General features: G+C 73.6%; 13 protein-coding genes. 4 read left to right on the forward strand and 9 right to left on the reverse strand.

Going from position 1 to position 16,415, the window contains the following annotated elements; genetic code table 11:
• Positions 1 to 47: 47 nt before the first annotated feature.
• The 5 genes from J2S41_RS19400 to J2S41_RS19420 all read right to left on the reverse strand — a co-directional run bounded on the left by J2S41_RS19400 (position 48) and on the right by J2S41_RS19420 (position 6,939).
• Positions 48 to 1,310, reverse strand: a complete 1,263-nt coding sequence (locus J2S41_RS19400; protein ID WP_310369306.1) for a cation:proton antiporter — start codon at positions 1,308 to 1,310, stop codon at positions 48 to 50.
• Positions 1,307 to 2,635 carry a cytochrome P450 gene (locus tag J2S41_RS19405; RefSeq protein WP_310369307.1) on the reverse strand — a complete coding sequence of 443 codons (1,329 nt, stop codon included), beginning with the start codon at positions 2,633 to 2,635 and terminating at the stop codon, positions 1,307 to 1,309. The genes J2S41_RS19400 and J2S41_RS19405 overlap by 4 nt, the downstream gene beginning before the upstream one ends.
• Before the next feature lie 218 nt (positions 2,636 to 2,853).
• The gene (locus tag J2S41_RS19410; protein ID WP_310369308.1) at positions 2,854 to 3,888 is read right to left on the reverse strand and encodes an alpha-hydroxy acid oxidase; all 1,035 of its coding nucleotides are present in this window, start codon (positions 3,886 to 3,888) and stop codon (positions 2,854 to 2,856) included.
• The gene (locus J2S41_RS19415) at positions 3,885 to 5,441 is read right to left on the reverse strand and encodes an NAD(P)-binding domain-containing protein (RefSeq protein WP_310369309.1); all 1,557 of its coding nucleotides are present in this window, start codon (positions 5,439 to 5,441) and stop codon (positions 3,885 to 3,887) included. Before J2S41_RS19415 ends, J2S41_RS19410 begins: the two co-directional genes overlap by 4 nt.
• A gap of 10 nt (positions 5,442 to 5,451) precedes the next feature.
• Complete coding sequence (locus J2S41_RS19420) at positions 5,452 to 6,939, reverse strand: aromatic amino acid ammonia-lyase (protein ID WP_310369310.1); 1,488 nt, start codon at positions 6,937 to 6,939, stop codon at positions 5,452 to 5,454.
• A gap of 91 nt (positions 6,940 to 7,030) precedes the next feature.
• Between J2S41_RS19420 and J2S41_RS19425 the strand changes: the two genes are divergently transcribed.
• Together J2S41_RS19425 and J2S41_RS19430 are read left to right on the forward strand one after the other, a co-directional pair.
• Positions 7,031 to 8,578, forward strand: a complete 1,548-nt coding sequence (locus tag J2S41_RS19425) for an NAD(P)-binding domain-containing protein (RefSeq protein ID WP_310369311.1) — start codon at positions 7,031 to 7,033, stop codon at positions 8,576 to 8,578.
• Positions 8,571 to 10,034 carry a class I adenylate-forming enzyme family protein gene (locus tag J2S41_RS19430; protein WP_310369312.1) on the forward strand — a complete coding sequence of 488 codons (1,464 nt, stop codon included), beginning with the start codon at positions 8,571 to 8,573 and terminating at the stop codon, positions 10,032 to 10,034. Before J2S41_RS19425 ends, J2S41_RS19430 begins: the two co-directional genes overlap by 8 nt.
• Here J2S41_RS19430 and J2S41_RS19435 read toward each other — a convergent pair.
• Both J2S41_RS19435 and J2S41_RS19440 read right to left on the reverse strand, forming a co-directional pair.
• Positions 10,018 to 10,728, reverse strand: a complete 711-nt coding sequence (locus J2S41_RS19435; protein WP_310369313.1) for an SIMPL domain-containing protein — start codon at positions 10,726 to 10,728, stop codon at positions 10,018 to 10,020. The two genes, J2S41_RS19430 and J2S41_RS19435, sit on opposite strands and share 17 nt — an antisense overlap.
• Positions 10,729 to 10,838: 110 nt before the next feature.
• A complete protein-coding gene (locus J2S41_RS19440; RefSeq protein WP_310369314.1) occupies positions 10,839 to 12,401 on the reverse strand; it encodes a serine/threonine-protein kinase in 1,563 nt (520 codons plus the stop codon).
• 117 nt (positions 12,402 to 12,518) lie between these two features.
• Here J2S41_RS19440 and J2S41_RS19445 point away from each other — a divergent pair, with 117 nt between their 5' ends.
• Both J2S41_RS19445 and J2S41_RS19450 read left to right on the forward strand, forming a co-directional pair.
• Positions 12,519 to 13,628, forward strand: a complete 1,110-nt coding sequence (locus J2S41_RS19445; protein ID WP_310369315.1) for a baeRF2 domain-containing protein — start codon at positions 12,519 to 12,521, stop codon at positions 13,626 to 13,628.
• Positions 13,629 to 13,671: 43 nt separating this feature from the next.
• Positions 13,672 to 14,166 (forward strand): hypothetical protein, encoded by a 495-nt coding sequence (locus tag J2S41_RS19450; protein ID WP_310369316.1) that lies wholly within the window; start codon positions 13,672 to 13,674, stop codon positions 14,164 to 14,166.
• A gap of 150 nt (positions 14,167 to 14,316) precedes the next feature.
• Here J2S41_RS19450 and J2S41_RS19455 read toward each other — a convergent pair whose 3' ends face one another.
• Both J2S41_RS19455 and J2S41_RS19460 read right to left on the reverse strand, forming a co-directional pair.
• On the reverse strand, positions 14,317 to 15,456 hold the full coding sequence (locus J2S41_RS19455; RefSeq protein ID WP_310369317.1) for an acyl-CoA dehydrogenase family protein: 1,140 nt from the start codon (positions 15,454 to 15,456) through the stop codon (positions 14,317 to 14,319).
• A 32-nt stretch (positions 15,457 to 15,488) separates the two neighbouring features.
• Positions 15,489 to 16,307, reverse strand: coding sequence for a helix-turn-helix domain-containing protein (locus J2S41_RS19460; RefSeq protein WP_310369318.1), 819 nt, complete (start codon positions 16,305 to 16,307; stop codon positions 15,489 to 15,491).
• Positions 16,308 to 16,415 lie beyond the last annotated feature (108 nt).

Raw genomic sequence — 16,415 nt, forward strand, 5'->3', positions numbered from 1 at the left:
AATCCCACAGGTTGAACACTCAACGACAGTGGTAAATGTCTCTAGGTTCAATGGGAACCAACAACGGCCGCCGGTGAAACCGGAATGCGACTCGCCTCCCGGCGCTCCAGCCAGGACAGCACCGGCGTGGTCATCAGCGTGGTGACCAGCGCGACCAGCACCAGCGCGGTGAACATGGCCGGTCCGACGATGCCCGCCTCCAAACCCACGTTCAGCGCGATCAGCTGCATCAGTCCGCGCGCGTTCATCAGCGCGCCGACCCGCAGCGCGACCGGTTGCGTCTCCCCGCGCATCCGGGCCGCGGCCCAGCACCCGCCGAATTTACCGGCCACCGCGAGCGCCACGCAGACCAGCGCGAACAGCAGCACGGCCGGATCGGACAGCAGCGCGAACTCGGTACGCAGGCCGGAGAAGGTGAAGAACAGCGGCAGGAACACGATCTGGCAGATCGGGTTGAGCGTGTTCACCACCGACTCGGTGCGGGCCATGCGGGGCATGACCGCGCCCACCGCGAACGCGCCGAAGACCGCGTACAGGCCGATCTCGTCGGTGTACCAGGCGATCAGGAACAGCAGCGCCACCGTGCCGAGCAGCCGCGTGGCGTCGCTCATCCGGTCGCTGCCCATGAGCCTGGCGGACAGCGGCCGCACCACGTACCAGATCAGGACCGCGAAGATCACCGCGCCGCCGATCGTGGTCAGCGCGGGCACGATCGCCCCGGACGCGACCGCCAGCACGCAGGCGAGCAGGATCCAGGCGACCGCGTCGTCGATGGCGCCCGCGGCCAGCGACACCGCGCCGTGCCGGGTCCCGGCGTGCCCCTTCTCCGTGATGATCCGGGCCATCATCGGGAACGCGGTGATCGCCAGCGCCACGCCCACGAACGCGGCGGAGACGCCGATCGGCACGCCGGGCTTGAGCACCGGCACCCGGTCGCCGGTGCCCAGCACCAGCAGCACGCCGAGCGCGAGCGGGACGACCACGCCCGCGGCCGAGACCGCCCCGGCGGTGCCGAACAGGCCGTGGATGCGGTGCGAGCGGAACGCGTACCCGGCCTGGAACATGAAGATGACCAGGCCGACCTGGCCGACCACGTAGAGGATCGGGTACAGCTCGCGCGGGAAGAGCGCGGCCTGTACGCCCGGCAGCAGCAGGCCGAGCAGCGACGGGCCGAGCAGCACCCCGGCCAGCATCTCGCTGACCACGGCGGGCTGGCCGACCTTGCCGAGCAGCCAGGCGACCAGCCGGCAGACGAGCAGGATAGCGGCGACCGCGATGAAGAACCGCGGCGCGAGTTCGACGGGACTCACAGGCCTCCCCCTTGGAAGTAGGTGGTGCACAACCGCTGCCGGCGGGCGTCGATGACCATCCAGCTGCCGAGCACGAGTTGAGTGACGGCGCGGCCCACGTCCGCCCACCGGTCGCGCAGGCGCATCGCGGCCAGCCGCGCCCGGCCCGGCGGCCGGGCCCCGGGCGGCGTCAGGTAGCAGGGGCCACGCGACGGCAGCGACCGGCTGTGGGCCACGGACGAGGCGAGCGTGCACCGGCGCAGCACCTCGCGGACGGCCGCGCGCAGCATCACCGGTGCGGCGCCACGGGCCGGGCAGGCACGGTTCGCGGTCACGCCGAACGGGATGAAATGCGCGTCGCGCCGCCTCAGACTGAGCCACCGGTCAGGATCGAACGTATCGTCCGCGGCCGGGCCGGTGCGCTGGTACGCCAGATAGTTGAACAGCAGCACCGACCCGGCCGGCAGCGTCACCGCGGGCGTGACCTCGATCGGCGCCGACGTGATCCGATGCGCCACGCCGAACAGCGGGAACACCCGCAGCGTCTCGTCGATGACCCGGTCCAACTCGTCGTCGCCGGCCGCGCCGGCCACGCCCGGGTGCTGCGCGATCGCCAGCAGCACGTGCGCGGACGCCTCGGACATCTGCACCACCGCGGTGTTGAAGAACGCACCCTGCAGGTACCAGGCCGTCTCCTCGGCGGTGAACGGCGCCGGCAGCACGACCGGGCAGGTCCCGTCCTCGACGCGCCGCCGCAGGTAGCGGGTCAGCCGATCGCGCCGGTCCAGGTGCCGCAGCCCGCAGCACTTCAGCGCGGTCACCACGTCGTCGGCGTTCGCCACGATCATCGCCCGGGCGTCCGGCGGGCACGGCTCGCCGAAGACCAGCTCGTAGTAGACCTCGGCCCAGACCGGCATCATCGCGTCGCGCAGCCGCACGTGGGCGGTCCGGCCAGGTGGGAGCCGGTCGAGTGCGCGCCGGGTCGCGTCCGTGGCCAGCCGCTCCGAGCGGGCGTGCGGGACGGCCAGCACCCGCCGGCTGACCCGGGCGACGGCCGCGTACCGCTCCCCCGGTTCCAGATGCTCCTGGTGCATCTGCGGCCCGGGCGCCAGCCAGTACCAGAACAGGTCGGACAGGCCGGCGCCACGGCTGCGCCCGTCCGCGGCCGGATGCTCGTAGACGCGCGCGAAGTGCTCCGCGCCCACCAGCGGGCCGGGCACCGGAATCCCCTCCGTGCCGTTCACCCGCGTGAAGATCCACTCACGCAGCCGGACCACCGCCGGCGGCAGCAGCCGCGGCAGAAACCAGAGCACCACCAGCAACGGAGGTACGACCAGGGCGCTCATGCCGCGCTCCCCACCACGCCGCGGTATCCGTGTGGCCGGCGCTGAGCCGATGATTCGCTCGCAAGCTCGCTCATGCCGCGCTCCCCACCACACCGCGGTATCCGTGTGGTCGACGCTGAGCCGATGATTCGCTCGCAAGCTCGCTCATGCCGCGCTCCCCACCACACCGCGGTATCCGTGTGGCCGGCGCTGAGCCGATGATTCGCTCGCCAGCTCGCTCATGCCGCCAGCAGATCCCGCGTCAGGTCCGCCACGGTGGCCGCTCCGCAGAGCGCCATCGCGCCGGTCAGTTCCTCGTGCAGCAGGCTCAGCACCTGCCGTACGCCGGCCTCCCCGTCGTGCGCCAGGCCCCAGATCACCGGCCGGCCGACGAGCACCGCGCTCGCGCCCAGCGCCAGCGCGGTCAGCACGTCCGTGCCGCGCCGGACGCCGCCGTCCAGCAGCACCGGAATCCGGCCGTCCACCGCCCCCACCACGGCCGGGAGCGCGTCGATCGCGGCGACCGCGTTGTCCAGCTGCCGGCCGCCGTGGTTGGAGACGATGATCCCGTCCACGCCGCGCGCGACCGCCTCGCGCGCGTCGGCCGGATGCAGCACCCCCTTGAGCAGCACCGGCAGGCCGGTGCCCGCGCGCAGCCGGTCGATGTCGTCCCAGCCGAGCGACGGGTCCATGACGATGTCCCGGACCTTGCCGGTCACCGGGTCGCGCAGGTTCTCGCAGGCCAGCCCGGGCGGCAGGTCCAGGAAGCCGTTGCGCAGGTCGCGGGCGCGGCGGCCGAGGACCGGCGAGTCCACGCTGACCACCAGCGCCGTGCACGCCCGCTCGGCCCTCTTCACCAGGCTCGCGGTGAAGTCCCGGTCCGGCTGCGGGTAGAGCTGGAACCACAGCCGCGCGCCGGTCGCCGCGATCTGCTCCAGCGGCCGGGTGGCCGCCATGCTGACCGTCATCACCGTCCCGGCGGCCCGGGCCGCGCGCGCCGTGGCCACCTCGCCGTCCGGGTGCGCCAGCCGGTGGAACGCGGTCGGCGCGATCAGCACCGGCCCGCTCAGCTCCGTGCCGAACAGCTCCACCCGCGGGTCCGGGACCCCGGCCGCCCGCAGCACCCGGGGCCGCAGCCGCCACCGGTCGAACGCGGCCCGGTTGTCCCGGAGCGTGCGTTCCTCGCCCGCGCCCCCGGCGAAGAAGTCGTAGTGCGCCGGTACGAGCCGGCGGCGGGCGCTGACCGCCACGTCCCGCAGGCTGACGAGCGTCATGCCGCGAGCCGGGCGGCGACGAAGGCGCGCAGCGGCGCCACGTGGACGTCCGGCCGGTCCCAGCGGTTCTCCAGGTTCTCCGCCAGGTGGTGGGTGCCGGTCAGCGTCCCGTCCCGGTAGTGCCGGACGACCGGATGCAGGTAGGCCGCGTCGTGTGCCTGCCCCGGCGTGTCCTGGCTGATGCGGGCGACCTCGATGTCGAACGGGTCGACCGCGTCGTGCTCCGGCCCGTACTCCAGCGTCACCACGAACGCGTCCCGGTGCGCGCCCAGTCCACCGTGGGCGTGGTACGCGACCGGCACCTCCTCGTGGTAGCCGGCGCGGTCGCCGTCGGCGGTGACCACGTCGGCGAGCACGCCGAACTGCTGCCACAGGCCGGAGCTGCGGTTGACCCGGGCCACGACGGCGTCGGCGATCGCGGCGGGGTCGACGGCGAGCGGGGCCGCCGGCCAGCCCTCGCCGGCGTACCGCTGCCGGAGGATCTTGTGGAGCGCGCGGACCGCGTAGCGGAAGCCGTGGATGAACCCGTTGGTGGACTTCTTGAAGTCTCGCTCCTGGCTGAGCGTGCCGGCGACGTAGAGGCCCGGCACGCTGACCGACTCGAACGCCGGGGTCTGCGCCGGGAAGCGGTCCCGGATGGTCAGCGCGGGCCGGGCGCCCTCGCCGAAGACGCCGGCGTCGAACGCGAACCCGGTGCAGGCGATCACCCGGTCGTAGCGCAGCTCCTTGGTCACCTCGTTCACCCGGGAGAAGGCGAACGTCACCCGGAAGCCGTCCGCGTCCTTCTCGATGGCCCGGACCGTGCCGTCCAGCACCGCGTTCGCGGACTTCAGCTGGTACGTGTCGAGGAAGTTGTTGTTCACCGCGCGCAGGTGCCCGACGTAGTGCGTGCGCCAGGCGAACCGGACCGGGCTGGGGCCGGCCACGTGAATCACCGCGGTCGTCTCCATCAGCGCGTCCGCGGTCTCGAACGCGGAGTTGCCCTTGCCGATGATCAGCACCCGCTGGTCCCAGTAGTCCTTCGGGTCGGTGGAGATGCCCGCGTAGTTCTCCGCCAGCTCGATGCCGGGGATCGGCGCGGTGTACGGCTTCGACACCCCGGTCGCGACGATGAGCCGGCGGCCGCGGAAGGTCCTGCCTGACTGATCGGTCAGCGTGAAGACGCCGTCGTCGGCGCGCTCCACCCGTACCACGTCGGTGTTGTAGTGGATCCGGTCCTTGAGCGGCTCGGCGAAGTCGGCCAGGTAGCGGACCAGGTCCTCGGCGTCCGGGAAGTAGCGCTCGCTGTAGCGGGTGAAGCGCAGCGACGGATCGCCGGACAGCAGCGAGTTCCAGTCCATCCGCAGGTTCAGCTCCGGATCGTCCGAACCGGTCCGCGGCTTGTTGATCGAGATCAGCGTCCGGTGCCGCGGATAGCGGGTGAAGAACGCCCCGGGCACCGGCGCCCGCTCCAGCACCAGGAAGTCGTCGCCGGCGGCCTTCATGAGGGCGGCCAGTTGCAGACCCGCCGGGCCGGCGCCGAGGATGAGGTAGTCGCGCGTCGATTCGTCCACCTCGGCGACGCTAGGGACGCGGTTTCAGAGAAAACTCAACGGCCGCGTCCTCGCACAGGCCGGCCGCCAGGCGCACGTCCGCGTCGAGCGGACGGTCCGGGTCGACCGGCGCGATCGCGGCCTCCAGGCGGGCGAGCACGGCGGCGCAGGCGGGCGCGGTCGGCCGCCGGGCGCCGACGTGCACCGCCTGGCGCAGCCCGAGCGCCAGCGAGCCGCAGAGCAGGTGCAGCAGCTCGGCCTGGTCGTAGGCGCGCAGCGCGGCCTGGGTGCCGAGCGGCACCACGTCCTGGTTGTGCAGGTTGGTCGGCAGGCTCTGCATGCCGGCCGGCGTCGCGTCCCGGCGGATGTGCGCGGCGAACGCGGTGGTGGCCAGCTGCACGCCCTGCAACCCGTGCTGCCGGCCCGGCCCGGCCGCGAGCATCGGCGGCAGGCCGGTGTTGCGGGCCGGGTCGACGAGCAGGTCCAGCTGCCGTTCGGCGAGGTTGGCGAGCTGCGCGACGACCACGGCGAGCAGATCGGCGGCGAACGCGGCCGGCTGGCCGAAGAAGTTCCCGCCGTGCAGGACCGCCTCGTCGCCGGGGAACAGCAGCGGGTTGTCGCTGACCGAGGCGAGGTCGGCGTCGAGCACGCCGTCGACATAGGACAGCGCGTCGTGGGCGGCGCCGAGCAGCTGCGGCGCGCAGCGGATGCTGTACGGCTCCTGCAACGGCCGCGTGCCCGAGGCGGACATGCCCGCGAGCGCCGCGCGCAGGTGATCGGCGACCACCGCGGCGCCCGGATGCGCGTAGGCCGCGATCAGCCGCGCGTCGAGGAACTGCGGGTCGCAGCCGAGCAGGTCGGTCAGCAGCGCCGTCAGCAGTTGCAGCGCCAGATGCGATCGCCGGGCGGCGCGCTGGGCCAGGCCGAGCGCGGCCGTGGTCACCGAGACGCCGTTGACCAGCGCGAGCGCGTCCCGGCCGTCCAGCACCAGCGGCGTCAGGCCGGCCTTCGCCAGCGCGTCCGCGGCCGGCATGCGCCGCCCGTCGAGGTAGGCGTCGCCCCGGCCGCGCAACGCCTGCGCCGCGTACGCGAGCGGGATCAGGTCGCCGGACGCGCCGACCGACCCGAAGCGCGGCACCGCCGGGGCGAAACCCGTGCCGAGCGCCGCGGTCAGCGCGGTGATCACGTGCGGGGAGACGCCGGACAGCCCGCGGGCCAGCGACCCGGCGCGGACCAGCAACGCGGCGCGCACGACCGGCGGCGGCAGGTCCGGGCCCTGGCCGGCGCCGAGGTGGGCGAGGGTGTTGTCGGCCTGGTCCGCGGCGGTGTCCCGGCCGGCGTAGCCGACCAGCGCGCCGAATCCGGTGGTGGCGCCGTAGATCGGGCCCCGGGCCGCGGCGAGGAAGTCGCGGCCGGCGGCCACCGCCTGCGACACCGGCTCGGGGAACTCGACGATGATCGGGAGTGCGGCCGCGTGCAGGTCGTCGACGCGCAGCGGTCCGGGCAGGGCGATCGGCATCCCGGCGAGGCTAGGCGCGGATTATCAGAGCGGTCTCAGCGAGCCCCGGGTCTGAATTCGCTCTGAGAACCGTTGCCTAGCGTCGCCGGGCATGACGCGCGACTATCTGATCATCGGTGCCGGACCCGCTGGTTTGCAGCTCGCCGCGCTGCTGGAGCGGGACGGCCGCGACTTCGCCGTGCTGGAGGCCGGGCCGGGGCCGGGCACGTTTTTCCGGACGTACCCGCGGCACCGGCAGCTGATCTCCATCAACAAGGTCTACACCGGACAGTCCGATCCGGAGCGGGCGATGCGGATGGACTGGAACTCGCTGCTGAGCGACGATCCGGCGCTGCGCTTCGCGCGGTACAGCCGCCGCTACTTCCCCGCGGCCGACGATCTGCTGCGCTACCTCGCCGACTTCGCCGCGCCGCTGGCGCACCGGATTCACTACGACACCGCCGTCACCGGCGTGCGGCGCGCCGCCGACGGCACCTTCGAGCTGACCGATCAGTCAGGTGAGGTGCACCGGGGCCGCCGGCTCGTCGTCGCCACCGGCGTGTCGCGGCTGTACGTGCCGGAGATCCCGGGCGCGGAACTGGCCGAGCGCTATGACACGGTCAGCGTGGACCCGGAGGACTTCGTCGACCAGCGGGTGCTCATCATCGGCAAGGGCAACTCCGCGTTCGAGACCGCGGACGCGCTGATGGAGACCACCGCGGTCGTGCACGTGGCCGGCCCGCACTCGATCCGGTTCGCCTGGCAGACCCACTACGTCGGGCACCTGCGCGCGGTGAACAACAACTTCCTCGACACGTACCAGCTGAAGTCCGGCAACGCGGTGCTGGACGGCACGGTCGAGCGGATCGAACGGGTGCCGGCGGGCGGGTTCCGGGTCGAATTCCGCTACGCGCGCACGGTCGAGGCGGTCCGGGTGCTGCACTACGACCGGATCATCCTCTGCACCGGGTTCCGGTTCGACGCCTCGATCTTCGACGGCACCGCCCGGCCGGAGCTGGCCATCAACGACCGGTTCCCGGCGCAGACCCCGGCGTTCGAGTCGGTCAGCGTGCCGGGCCTCTACGTCGCGGGCACGCTCACCCAGCAGCGCGACTTCAAGCGGTCCACCAACGGTTTCATCCACGGCTTCCGCTACGCGACCCGGGCCCTGCACAAGATCCTGATGCAACGGTACGAGGACACGCCGTGGCCGGCCGCGACGCTGGACCCGGCCGGGGTCGCCGATGCGATCATCACCCGGGTCAACCGCTCCTCCGGCCTGTGGCAGCAGTTCGGCGTGCTCGGCGACGTGGTCACGGTCGACGGTGAGACCGCGGCCTACCACGAGGAGGTGCCGGTCGCGTACCACCGCGAGGGCGGGCTCGGCGAGCACCGGCACGCGTTCGTGGTCACCCTGGAGTACGGCCCGGACCACGACGCCGTCGACCCGTTCGACGTGTCCGTGCCGCGCATCCCGGAGAACGACCCGCTCGCCGCGCACGACGCCTCCTACCTGCACCCGGTGGTGCGCCACTACCGGGACGGCCTGCCGGACGGGGAGCACCACCTGGCCGAGAACCTGGAGAACCACTGGGACCTGCCGGCCGTGCACCGGATGCCGCTGGAGGTCTTCGTCAAGCAGTGCATCGGCGATGACTGACCGGCCGTACCCCCAGGTGATCCTGGACGTGCTCCGCGCGGCCGGCGACCGGACCGTGTTCGAGGACGGCGACCGGCACACCAGCGGCGCGCAGCTGCTCGACCTCGTGGGCCGGGTGCGCGGCGGCCTCGATCGGGCCGGCATCAAGCCGGGCGACGGCGTCGCGCTCGCGGTCGGCGTCACCGCGGAGGCGTTCGCGGCGATCGTCGCGGCGCACACGGCCGGCGCCCGCGTCACCGGCGTCCGCCCCGGCCTGCCCGGCGCGCACCTGGCCCACGTGATCGGGGACGCCACCGTGGTCGCCGACGCCACGCGCGCGGCGGACCTGCCCGGCGTGGACCCGCTGCCGCTCGGCGCGCTGCTGGACGGGCCGGCCGTGGACCCGGTGCCGGCCGCCCGGCCCGGCGACATCGCCCGGATCATGCACACCAGCGGCAGCACCGGGCTGCCCAAGGGCTGCCTGCAGACGTACGCGGCGATGGCGGCCGGCTGGGCCGCGCACCCCGGCCGATGGCCGCTCGCGCTGCGCCGGCTCGGGCCGCGGCTGCGCCGGCACCTGGTCTTCGGCACCCTGGCGAGCCAGGTGATGTTCGAGTACGGCGTGATGGCGATCGCCGCCGGCGGCACCCTGGTCGCCGCCCGCCCGGACCTGCCCGGCGCGATCATCCGCCACCGCGCCACCTCCACCGTGATCACCGTGGCGAAGCTGCGCGCCGTGGTCGAGGCCGCCCGCGCCGACCGGTCCGGGCTGGAGTCGCTGCGCGCGCTGATGGTCTCCGGCTCGCCGCTCGACCCGTCACTGCTGGCCGACGCGCTCGACGTGCTCGGCCCGGTCGTCTTCCACGGGTACGGCCAGACCGAGACCGGGATGATCGCCATGGTGTCGCCGGAGGAGATGGGCGAGGCGCGGGTACGGGCGTCGGTGGGCAGGCCGCCGCCGGAGAACGCGGTCGAGATCCGCGACGCGGACGGGCGCCCGGTGCCCGCGGGCGAGGTCGGTGAGGTGTTCGTGCGTACCCCCGCGCAGGCCTGCGGCTATCTGGACGATCCGGTGGAGAGCGCGGCCGTGTTCGCGGGCGGCTGGGTGCGCACCCGCGACCTCGGCTTCCTCGACCCGGACGGCTACCTGCACCTGGCCGGCCGCGCCCGGGACGTGATCATCGTGAACGCGACCATCGTGTACGCGGTGCCGGTCGAGCGGGTCCTCGCGGCGCACCCGTCGGTGGCGGAGGCGCACGTGGTCGGCGCGCCGTCCGAGGCCACCGGCGAGGCGGTGCACGCGTTCGTCGTACCGGCCGGCGGGGTCGTCGATCCCGCGCCGCTGAGGGAGGCGGTGCGCGCGGAACTCGGCGAGGCGGCGGTGCCCGCGACCGTCACGGTGATCGACCGGACGCCGTTGACGGCCGCGGGCAAGCCGGACAAGCGGGCGTTGCGGCGCCCTATCGCGGGTCGGTGAACGACCACTCGACGGTGACCGTCGCCGTCAGCGCCTGCGTGCCCGGCTCGATCGGCACCGCGGCGTCCGCCGCGCCCGCGCCCAGGGCGTAGGACTGCTTGTCCGCTCCCGAGTGACCGGGGGCGTCCTCGGTCACCCTGACCACCCGGTCCAGCGCGCGGCCGGCCTGGTGGGCGTACAGCTCGGCCTTGGCGCGGGCGTCGGCGAACGCCCGCTGCCGCGCCTTGGCCAGCACCGCGGCCGAGTCCTCGATCACGAACGACACGCCGTCCAGCCGGGCGGCGTCACCGCCGGCCGCGATCGCCGCGGACATGATCGCGCCGGCCTTCGGCAGATCCCGCACGGTGGCGTCGAGCTCGTACCGCGCGCTGTACCCGGTGACCTTCTGCTCGTCGTCGACGGTGGAGTCGACGGTGACGTCCGACGTGCGCAGGTCGGCCCGGGCCACCCCGGCCCGCAGCAGGGCGTCCCGCATCCGGACCGCCGCCGCGCTCGCGTCGTCCATGGCCTTCGCGACGGTCGGCGCGCTGGTCTCCACCGCGAGGCTGACGGCGGCCGTGTCCGGCTCACCGTAGGCCTCGCCGGTGCCGGTGACGACCACGCCCTCGACGGGCGGAGCGGTGGTGGAGGCGTGCGCCGGGGCGGCGGGCAGCCACGCCGCGGCCAGGAGAAGGGTCGCCAGGGCAACGCGCATATCGTTCATTTCCACCCTCTAGTGTCGATTTACCCCCATTTAACGCCGTGGACGGCGACTTCATCGGCTTTTCGGCCACCGCCGTGCCGCCGCCGTCCCGGGACAACCGGTCAGGCGGGCTTCTTGCCGGCGGGCTTGCCGGGCTTCTTGTCCGTGGGCTTCTTACCGGCCGGCTCCGGCTTGGCGGCGGGCTCCGGCACGGCGGCGGGCCCCGGCTCAGCGGCGGGGGCGGGGGCGGGGGCCTGCGGTTCCGTGCCGGTCGCGGCCGGTGGCGCGGACGACGGGGCCGACGTGGGTGGGGCCTGGACCGACATCTCGGCGCCGCAGACCACGTCGTTGACGGTGAAGGACGCCGGGAGCATCACCGTGGTGCGGTAGGAGGCGTCGAACGAGGCGCTGGTGGCGGCGCCGGGGGCGAGCGCGGCGCCGGAGGCCTCGACGAGGTCGCCGGTCTGCCGCCAGGTGACGTCGGAGCCGCGCAGCAGCTTCTGCTCCCCCGGCAGCCGGAACGACAGCGTCCACCCGTCGACGGCGCCGGAGCCGGTGTTGGCGACCGTCACCGCGGTCTCCGCCTCCCCGGCGGAGGTGATCTGCGTGGTGTAGGTGACCCGGCAGGTCAGCGCCGGCGCGGCGGCGGCCGGCTCCGGCCTCGGCCCACCGGGCCAGTAGATGACGGCGGTCGTGGCCGCGGCGGCGAGCAGGGCGCCGCCCACGGCTATCCGGTGGCGTACCGGCAGGTGTGGAATCTTCCGGGCGCGGACGGTCGGCGGCCCGGTCACGGGCGCGGTGGCCTCCCGCTCCTCCAGCCCGGTGCGCAGCGTCGACGGCGGCAGCCCGGTGATCAGCGTGGACGGCGGCAGCCCGGCGGCCCGGCGGAGCACGCGGACCGCGGCGATCGCGGCGGGGCGCTGCGCGGGCGCCTTGTCCAGGCAGTGGCGCACCAGGTCGACGACCTCGTCCGGAAGGCCGGCGATCTCGGGCAGCGGCGCCGGCTCGCGGTAGCGGTGGGCCTTGAGCATCTGCGTCGTCGTGGACGCGTTCCACGGCATCCGGCCGGCCAGCATCAGGTAGAGCAGCAGGCCGAGCGCGTACACGTCGGTGGCGGGCCGGACCATCCCGCCGGCCAGGCGCTCCGGGGCCAGGTAGGCGGGGGTGCCGAGGATCTGGCCGGAGTCCGCCTCGAGCTCGCCGACGGCGGCGGAGATGCCGAAGTCGACCAGCTTCACGCCGCCGGAGTGGACCATGACGTTGGCCGGCTTGACGTCGCGGTGCACCACGCCCCGGTCGTGCGCGGCCGCCAGCGCCGCCGCCACCTGGGCGCCGATCACGACGGCGACCTGCCAGGACAGCGCGCCGGCGCGCAGCAGGGCGCTCAACGGACGGCCGCCGACGAGCTCCATCACCACGTACGGCATGGGCACGCCGTCGATCTCGGTCTCGCCGTAGTCGTACACCTCGACCACGTTGTCGTGGCGCAGACTGGCGGCGGCGCGCGCCTCCGCGTACATCCGGCCCAGCGCCTCGGGATCGGCGGACACGTCGGCGGAGAGAACCTTGACCGCCACCTCACGCCCGAGGACGGTGTCCTCGGCCCGCCACACGACGGACATGCCGCCATCACCCAGCGGCTCACGCAGCAGGTAGCGCCCGCCGACCTGTCGTCCATCCCACACCGCGCTGCTATGCCCCCGCCGCGGTGCGGGCAAACGCGCCCACGTTTGCCGCCCGGAAAGCGTGGTAACCGACGGCTCCTGACCAGTGATTTCTCCACTCAGCGAAGAGGTGACGGCATGAACCTCGACAACCTGCGGCCACTACTGCTCCGCCCCGGCACCTGGGCATCCGTCTACCTGGACGCCACCCGGGCCGGCGAGAACGCCGGCCACGAGATCGAGCTGCGCTGGCGCGCCCTCCGGGAACGGCTGGCGGAGCAGGGCGCCGACGCGGCCACGCTCGACGCGGTGAGCACGGCCATCTCCGACCATCCCTACCAGCCCGGCCGGTACGGACTCGCCGTGTTCGCCTGCGACGGCGAGGTGGCCATGGTGGAGACGCTGCCCGCTCCCCCGCCCGCCGACGAGGCCGAGCTGGCACCGCTGCCACACGTCATGCCGCTGCTCAGGCAGCGCCACGCCCAGGTGCCGTACGTCCGGGTCCTCACCGACCGGACCGGCGCCGACCTCGAGGCCCTGTCCGCCGGCGGCGTACCCCGGCACCAGCAGGTCGAGGGCAGCGCCACGTTCCCGCTGCGGAAGGTGCACGCCGGCGGCTGGTCCCACCGGCACTACCTGCAGGCCGTCGAGGAATCCTGGAAGCGCAACGCCGGCGACGTGGCCGCGGCCGCGGCCGATCTCGCCGACGCCGTCGGCGCCGAGTTCATCGTGGTCGGCGGCGACGTCCGGGCCGTGCAGACCTTCACCGGCCGGCTGCCGAAGCGCTGGCAGGACCGGGTCATCGCCACCGACGCCGGATCCCGGCACGCCGGCGCCGACGAGTCCGCCCTGGACGACGTGATCATCCAGGCCGTCGCCGACCGCTCCGACCAGCACACCCGCGAGATCCTCGACCGCTACCGGGCGCAGGAGGCCGACGGTACGGCCGGCAGCGGCCTGACCGACGTGGTCGCCCGCCTCCAGCGCCGCCAGGTCGACACGGTCCTGCTCGCCGACGACCCCTCCTCCACCGACACCCTGTGGATCACCCCCGACGACCCGGCCCTCATCTCGGTCGACGACCACGTCCTGCGCGAGGCCGGCGTCGAGAATCCCCGGAAGGTACGGGCGGACGCCGCGCTGACCCGCGCGATCGCCGCCTCCGGGGCCACCCTCGTCCTACTCGACCCGGACGACACCCCACTGGACCACGGCATCGGCGCCGTCGTCCGCTACCCGGGCGGCTGAAGCCACCTACCCCGTTCCTCGGCCGCGCGGCGATACTCCCTGTGTGATCGAATTGCCGCACGGCCCGTCCGGGCTCTCCCGGGCGACCTGGACGGATGCCGACTTCGCCACCATGGGCTGGCACGACTGCCGGATTCACGCGATCAGTATCGGCGAGTACGACGACGGCACGCTCCCACCCGCGAGGATGCTGCTGGACGTGGACTACATCGTGCGCTGGGTGCCACCGGCCCGCGGAGCGAAACACTTCACGTTCTGGATCGCGCCGGCGACGCTGGTGTTCCACCAGGCGTGGGCCATCAGCGGCGACCTCGGCCCGCTGCACGAGGCGCTGGAGATCTCGGGCATTCACCGGACCGACGCGACCGACGGCACCGTCGATCCGGTCTGGCACATCGAGGGCCACAATTTCGATCTACGGCTGCGTGCCGCCGGTTACACGCAGTTCATCAGGATGCCGCCCCGGCACGTCCCCCGGCAGGTTCTCACCTCGGCCGAGCGGTCCGGGATCAGTTTCGCCGAGCGGCCGTTCGCCTGACCGCGCCGAACGGTTCGGTCCTACGCCGGCCAACCGGCGGATCAACGCGATCACTTCGGCGGCGCGGTCCCCGCGCCGCCGAAGTACGCGTTGCCGCCCCGCCGGTAGCGGAACGGGACCGGTTCCTCCCACCGCGAACGCCCGCGGAGGCTAGAGCGCGAGCGACACGGTGGGCTGCACGTCGAACGCGAGCCGGCCCTCGTCCTCGGCCAGGATGTACGGCGTGAAGAACGGATGCCGGGTGCCGACGGCGACGTCCCGCCAGAAACGCTGCAGCGGGTTGTCGTCCGCGAACCCGCTCGCCCCGTGCAGGTCGAGCAGCAGCTCCATCGCCTCGCGGCACTCCCGGGCGGCCGTCGACAGCTCGACGCGCAGCTCGACCCGCTCGGCGACCGGCAGCCGTCCGCCCACCGGCAACTCGTCGAGAACGTCGGCCACCCGGACCGTACGCCGCATCGCCGTATCGGTACGCCGCATCGCCTCGGTGAACCAGTACCGCCCGAGCGGGGAGTCCGCGACCCGGGCGTAGGTCGTCAAGTACGGTGCCCGGCCGCCGGCGACCGCCGCCGCGACCAGGTCCCGGGCTCCACGGGTCGCCCCGATCATCGGGGCGAGCGCCGCCAGTCCGCCGGTGAACATCGATTCCGGCGGAATCGACCGCGCCGGGCCGGCAGCACCCGGGACGTTCACGAACCCGTCCGGCACGAAAACGTCCTCGGCCACCAGAGTGTGGCTGCTCGTACCGGCGAGGCCGGCCGCCCGCCAGGTCCGCTCCACCGACAGGTCGGAGACCGGCACCAGGGCCATGGCCACGGCCGGCGTCTCGCCGTCCGGCAGCGGCACCCCGACCATGGCCAGGGACGCCAGTTCGGAACCGGACGCCATCGCCCATCGCCCGGAGACTCGCAGGCCACCGGGCACCCGTACCCCGCTGCTCTGCCGCGACATCACGTTGGAGGCGCAGCACACGGCGTCCGGGTCGGCCAGGACGGCGTCCTGTCCCTCGGCCGACAGCATCAGCCGGGCCACGCCCTTGTTCGAGGCGTTCAGGCCGACGACCCACGCGGTGGACGGGCAGCCGCGGCCGAGTGCGGCGAGCACCTCCACCAGCGTACGCAGATCGGCCTCCTGCCCGCCCGCCGCGCGCGGCACCGTGAGCGCGAACAGTCCGGCGGCCCGGACCGCCGCCACACTGTCCGGCGCCGGCATCAACTCGCGTTCGGTACGCGCCGCGTTAGCCGCCAGCGTGGGCACCGTCTTGCGGGCGGCGTCCAGCAATGCTTCGTTCATGGCAGTCGTGTCTTCCTTCGTACGGGGGAACGTCAGCCCAGGCGGTTGTGCTGGGCCAGGGCGGTGGCCAGGCGTACGGCGTCGATCGAGCCGGGCTCCGCGGTGTACACGACCGCACGGAGGTCACCCTCGTGGATCGTCATGATGTCGCAGTCCACCGTGAGCTCGCCGACGACCGGATGACGCGTGGTGAGCCGATGGGGCCGGTCCTCGTAGTCGACCCGTGACTCCCACATGGCGGCGAACGGCTCGCTCACCGCCCGCAGGTCGACGACCAGGTCCGTCAGCCAGTCATCGTGCGGATAACGCAGGGCGGTGGCCCGCAGGTCGGCGACGATCGCGTGCTGGAATCGCAGTTCCGTCGCGTCCCTCGCCTCGCTGGTGAAGGCGCGCCAGGCCAGGTTGCGCCGCCGGCCGTCGGCCAGCATCGAGTCGGCGCACAATGCCTCGCAGGCCGCGTTCCAGGCGAGCAGCGTCCAGGCGGCGTCCAAGACACAGATCGGTACGTCGCCGAGCCGGTCGAGCAGGTGCCGCGCGCTGGGCCCCACCTCGTACGGGACCCGGCCCGCGCGGGACGGCACGTGCCCGGCGAGCGAGCAGAGGTACTCGTACTCGGCGCTGGACAGGCGCAGGGCCCTGGCGAGCGCGTACAGCACCTGGGCGGACGGCCGCCCGTGCCCCTGTTCGAGCCGCTTGACGTACTCGGCGGACACGCCGGCCGCGGCGGCCAGTTCGTCCCGGCGCATTCCAGGCGTACGCCGGCGCGAGGCCGAGCCGAATCCACCCGGCGACGGGGTCGCGCGCTCACGCCAGCGCCGGAGCGCGGCGCCGAGATCGTTGCCTGGGATCACCCAAGAATGATCACCCACCGCCGCCGCCCCAGCCTGGCCCGGAAACTACCAGCCTGCCCCGACGTCACCGGCGAACCGACTCGGCCCTGGATTGGTGCTGATCGGCCG

The organism is Catenuloplanes atrovinosus, from assembly GCF_031458235.1.
GTDB lineage: Bacteria > Actinomycetota > Actinomycetes > Mycobacteriales > Micromonosporaceae > Catenuloplanes > Catenuloplanes atrovinosus.

Bases quoted from the DNA above. Each gene is read 5' to 3' on its own strand.
- J2S41_RS19435 (WP_310369313.1), bottom strand. From the start codon at position 10,728: ATGCGCGTTGCCCTGGCGACCCTTCTCCTGGCCGCGGCGTGGCTGCCC.
- J2S41_RS19425 (WP_310369311.1), top strand. From the start codon at position 7,031: ATGACGCGCGACTATCTGATCATCGGTGCCGGACCCGCTGGTTTGCAG.
- J2S41_RS19405 (WP_310369307.1), bottom strand. From the start codon at position 2,635: ATGAGCGCCCTGGTCGTACCTCCGTTGCTGGTGGTGCTCTGGTTTCTG.
- J2S41_RS19430 (WP_310369312.1), top strand. From the start codon at position 8,571: ATGACTGACCGGCCGTACCCCCAGGTGATCCTGGACGTGCTCCGCGCG.
- J2S41_RS19410 (WP_310369308.1), bottom strand. From the start codon at position 3,888: ATGACGCTCGTCAGCCTGCGGGACGTGGCGGTCAGCGCCCGCCGCCGG.
- J2S41_RS19445 (WP_310369315.1), top strand. From the start codon at position 12,519: ATGAACCTCGACAACCTGCGGCCACTACTGCTCCGCCCCGGCACCTGG.
- J2S41_RS19455 (WP_310369317.1), bottom strand. From the start codon at position 15,456: ATGAACGAAGCATTGCTGGACGCCGCCCGCAAGACGGTGCCCACGCTG.
- J2S41_RS19420 (WP_310369310.1), bottom strand. From the start codon at position 6,939: ATGCCGATCGCCCTGCCCGGACCGCTGCGCGTCGACGACCTGCACGCG.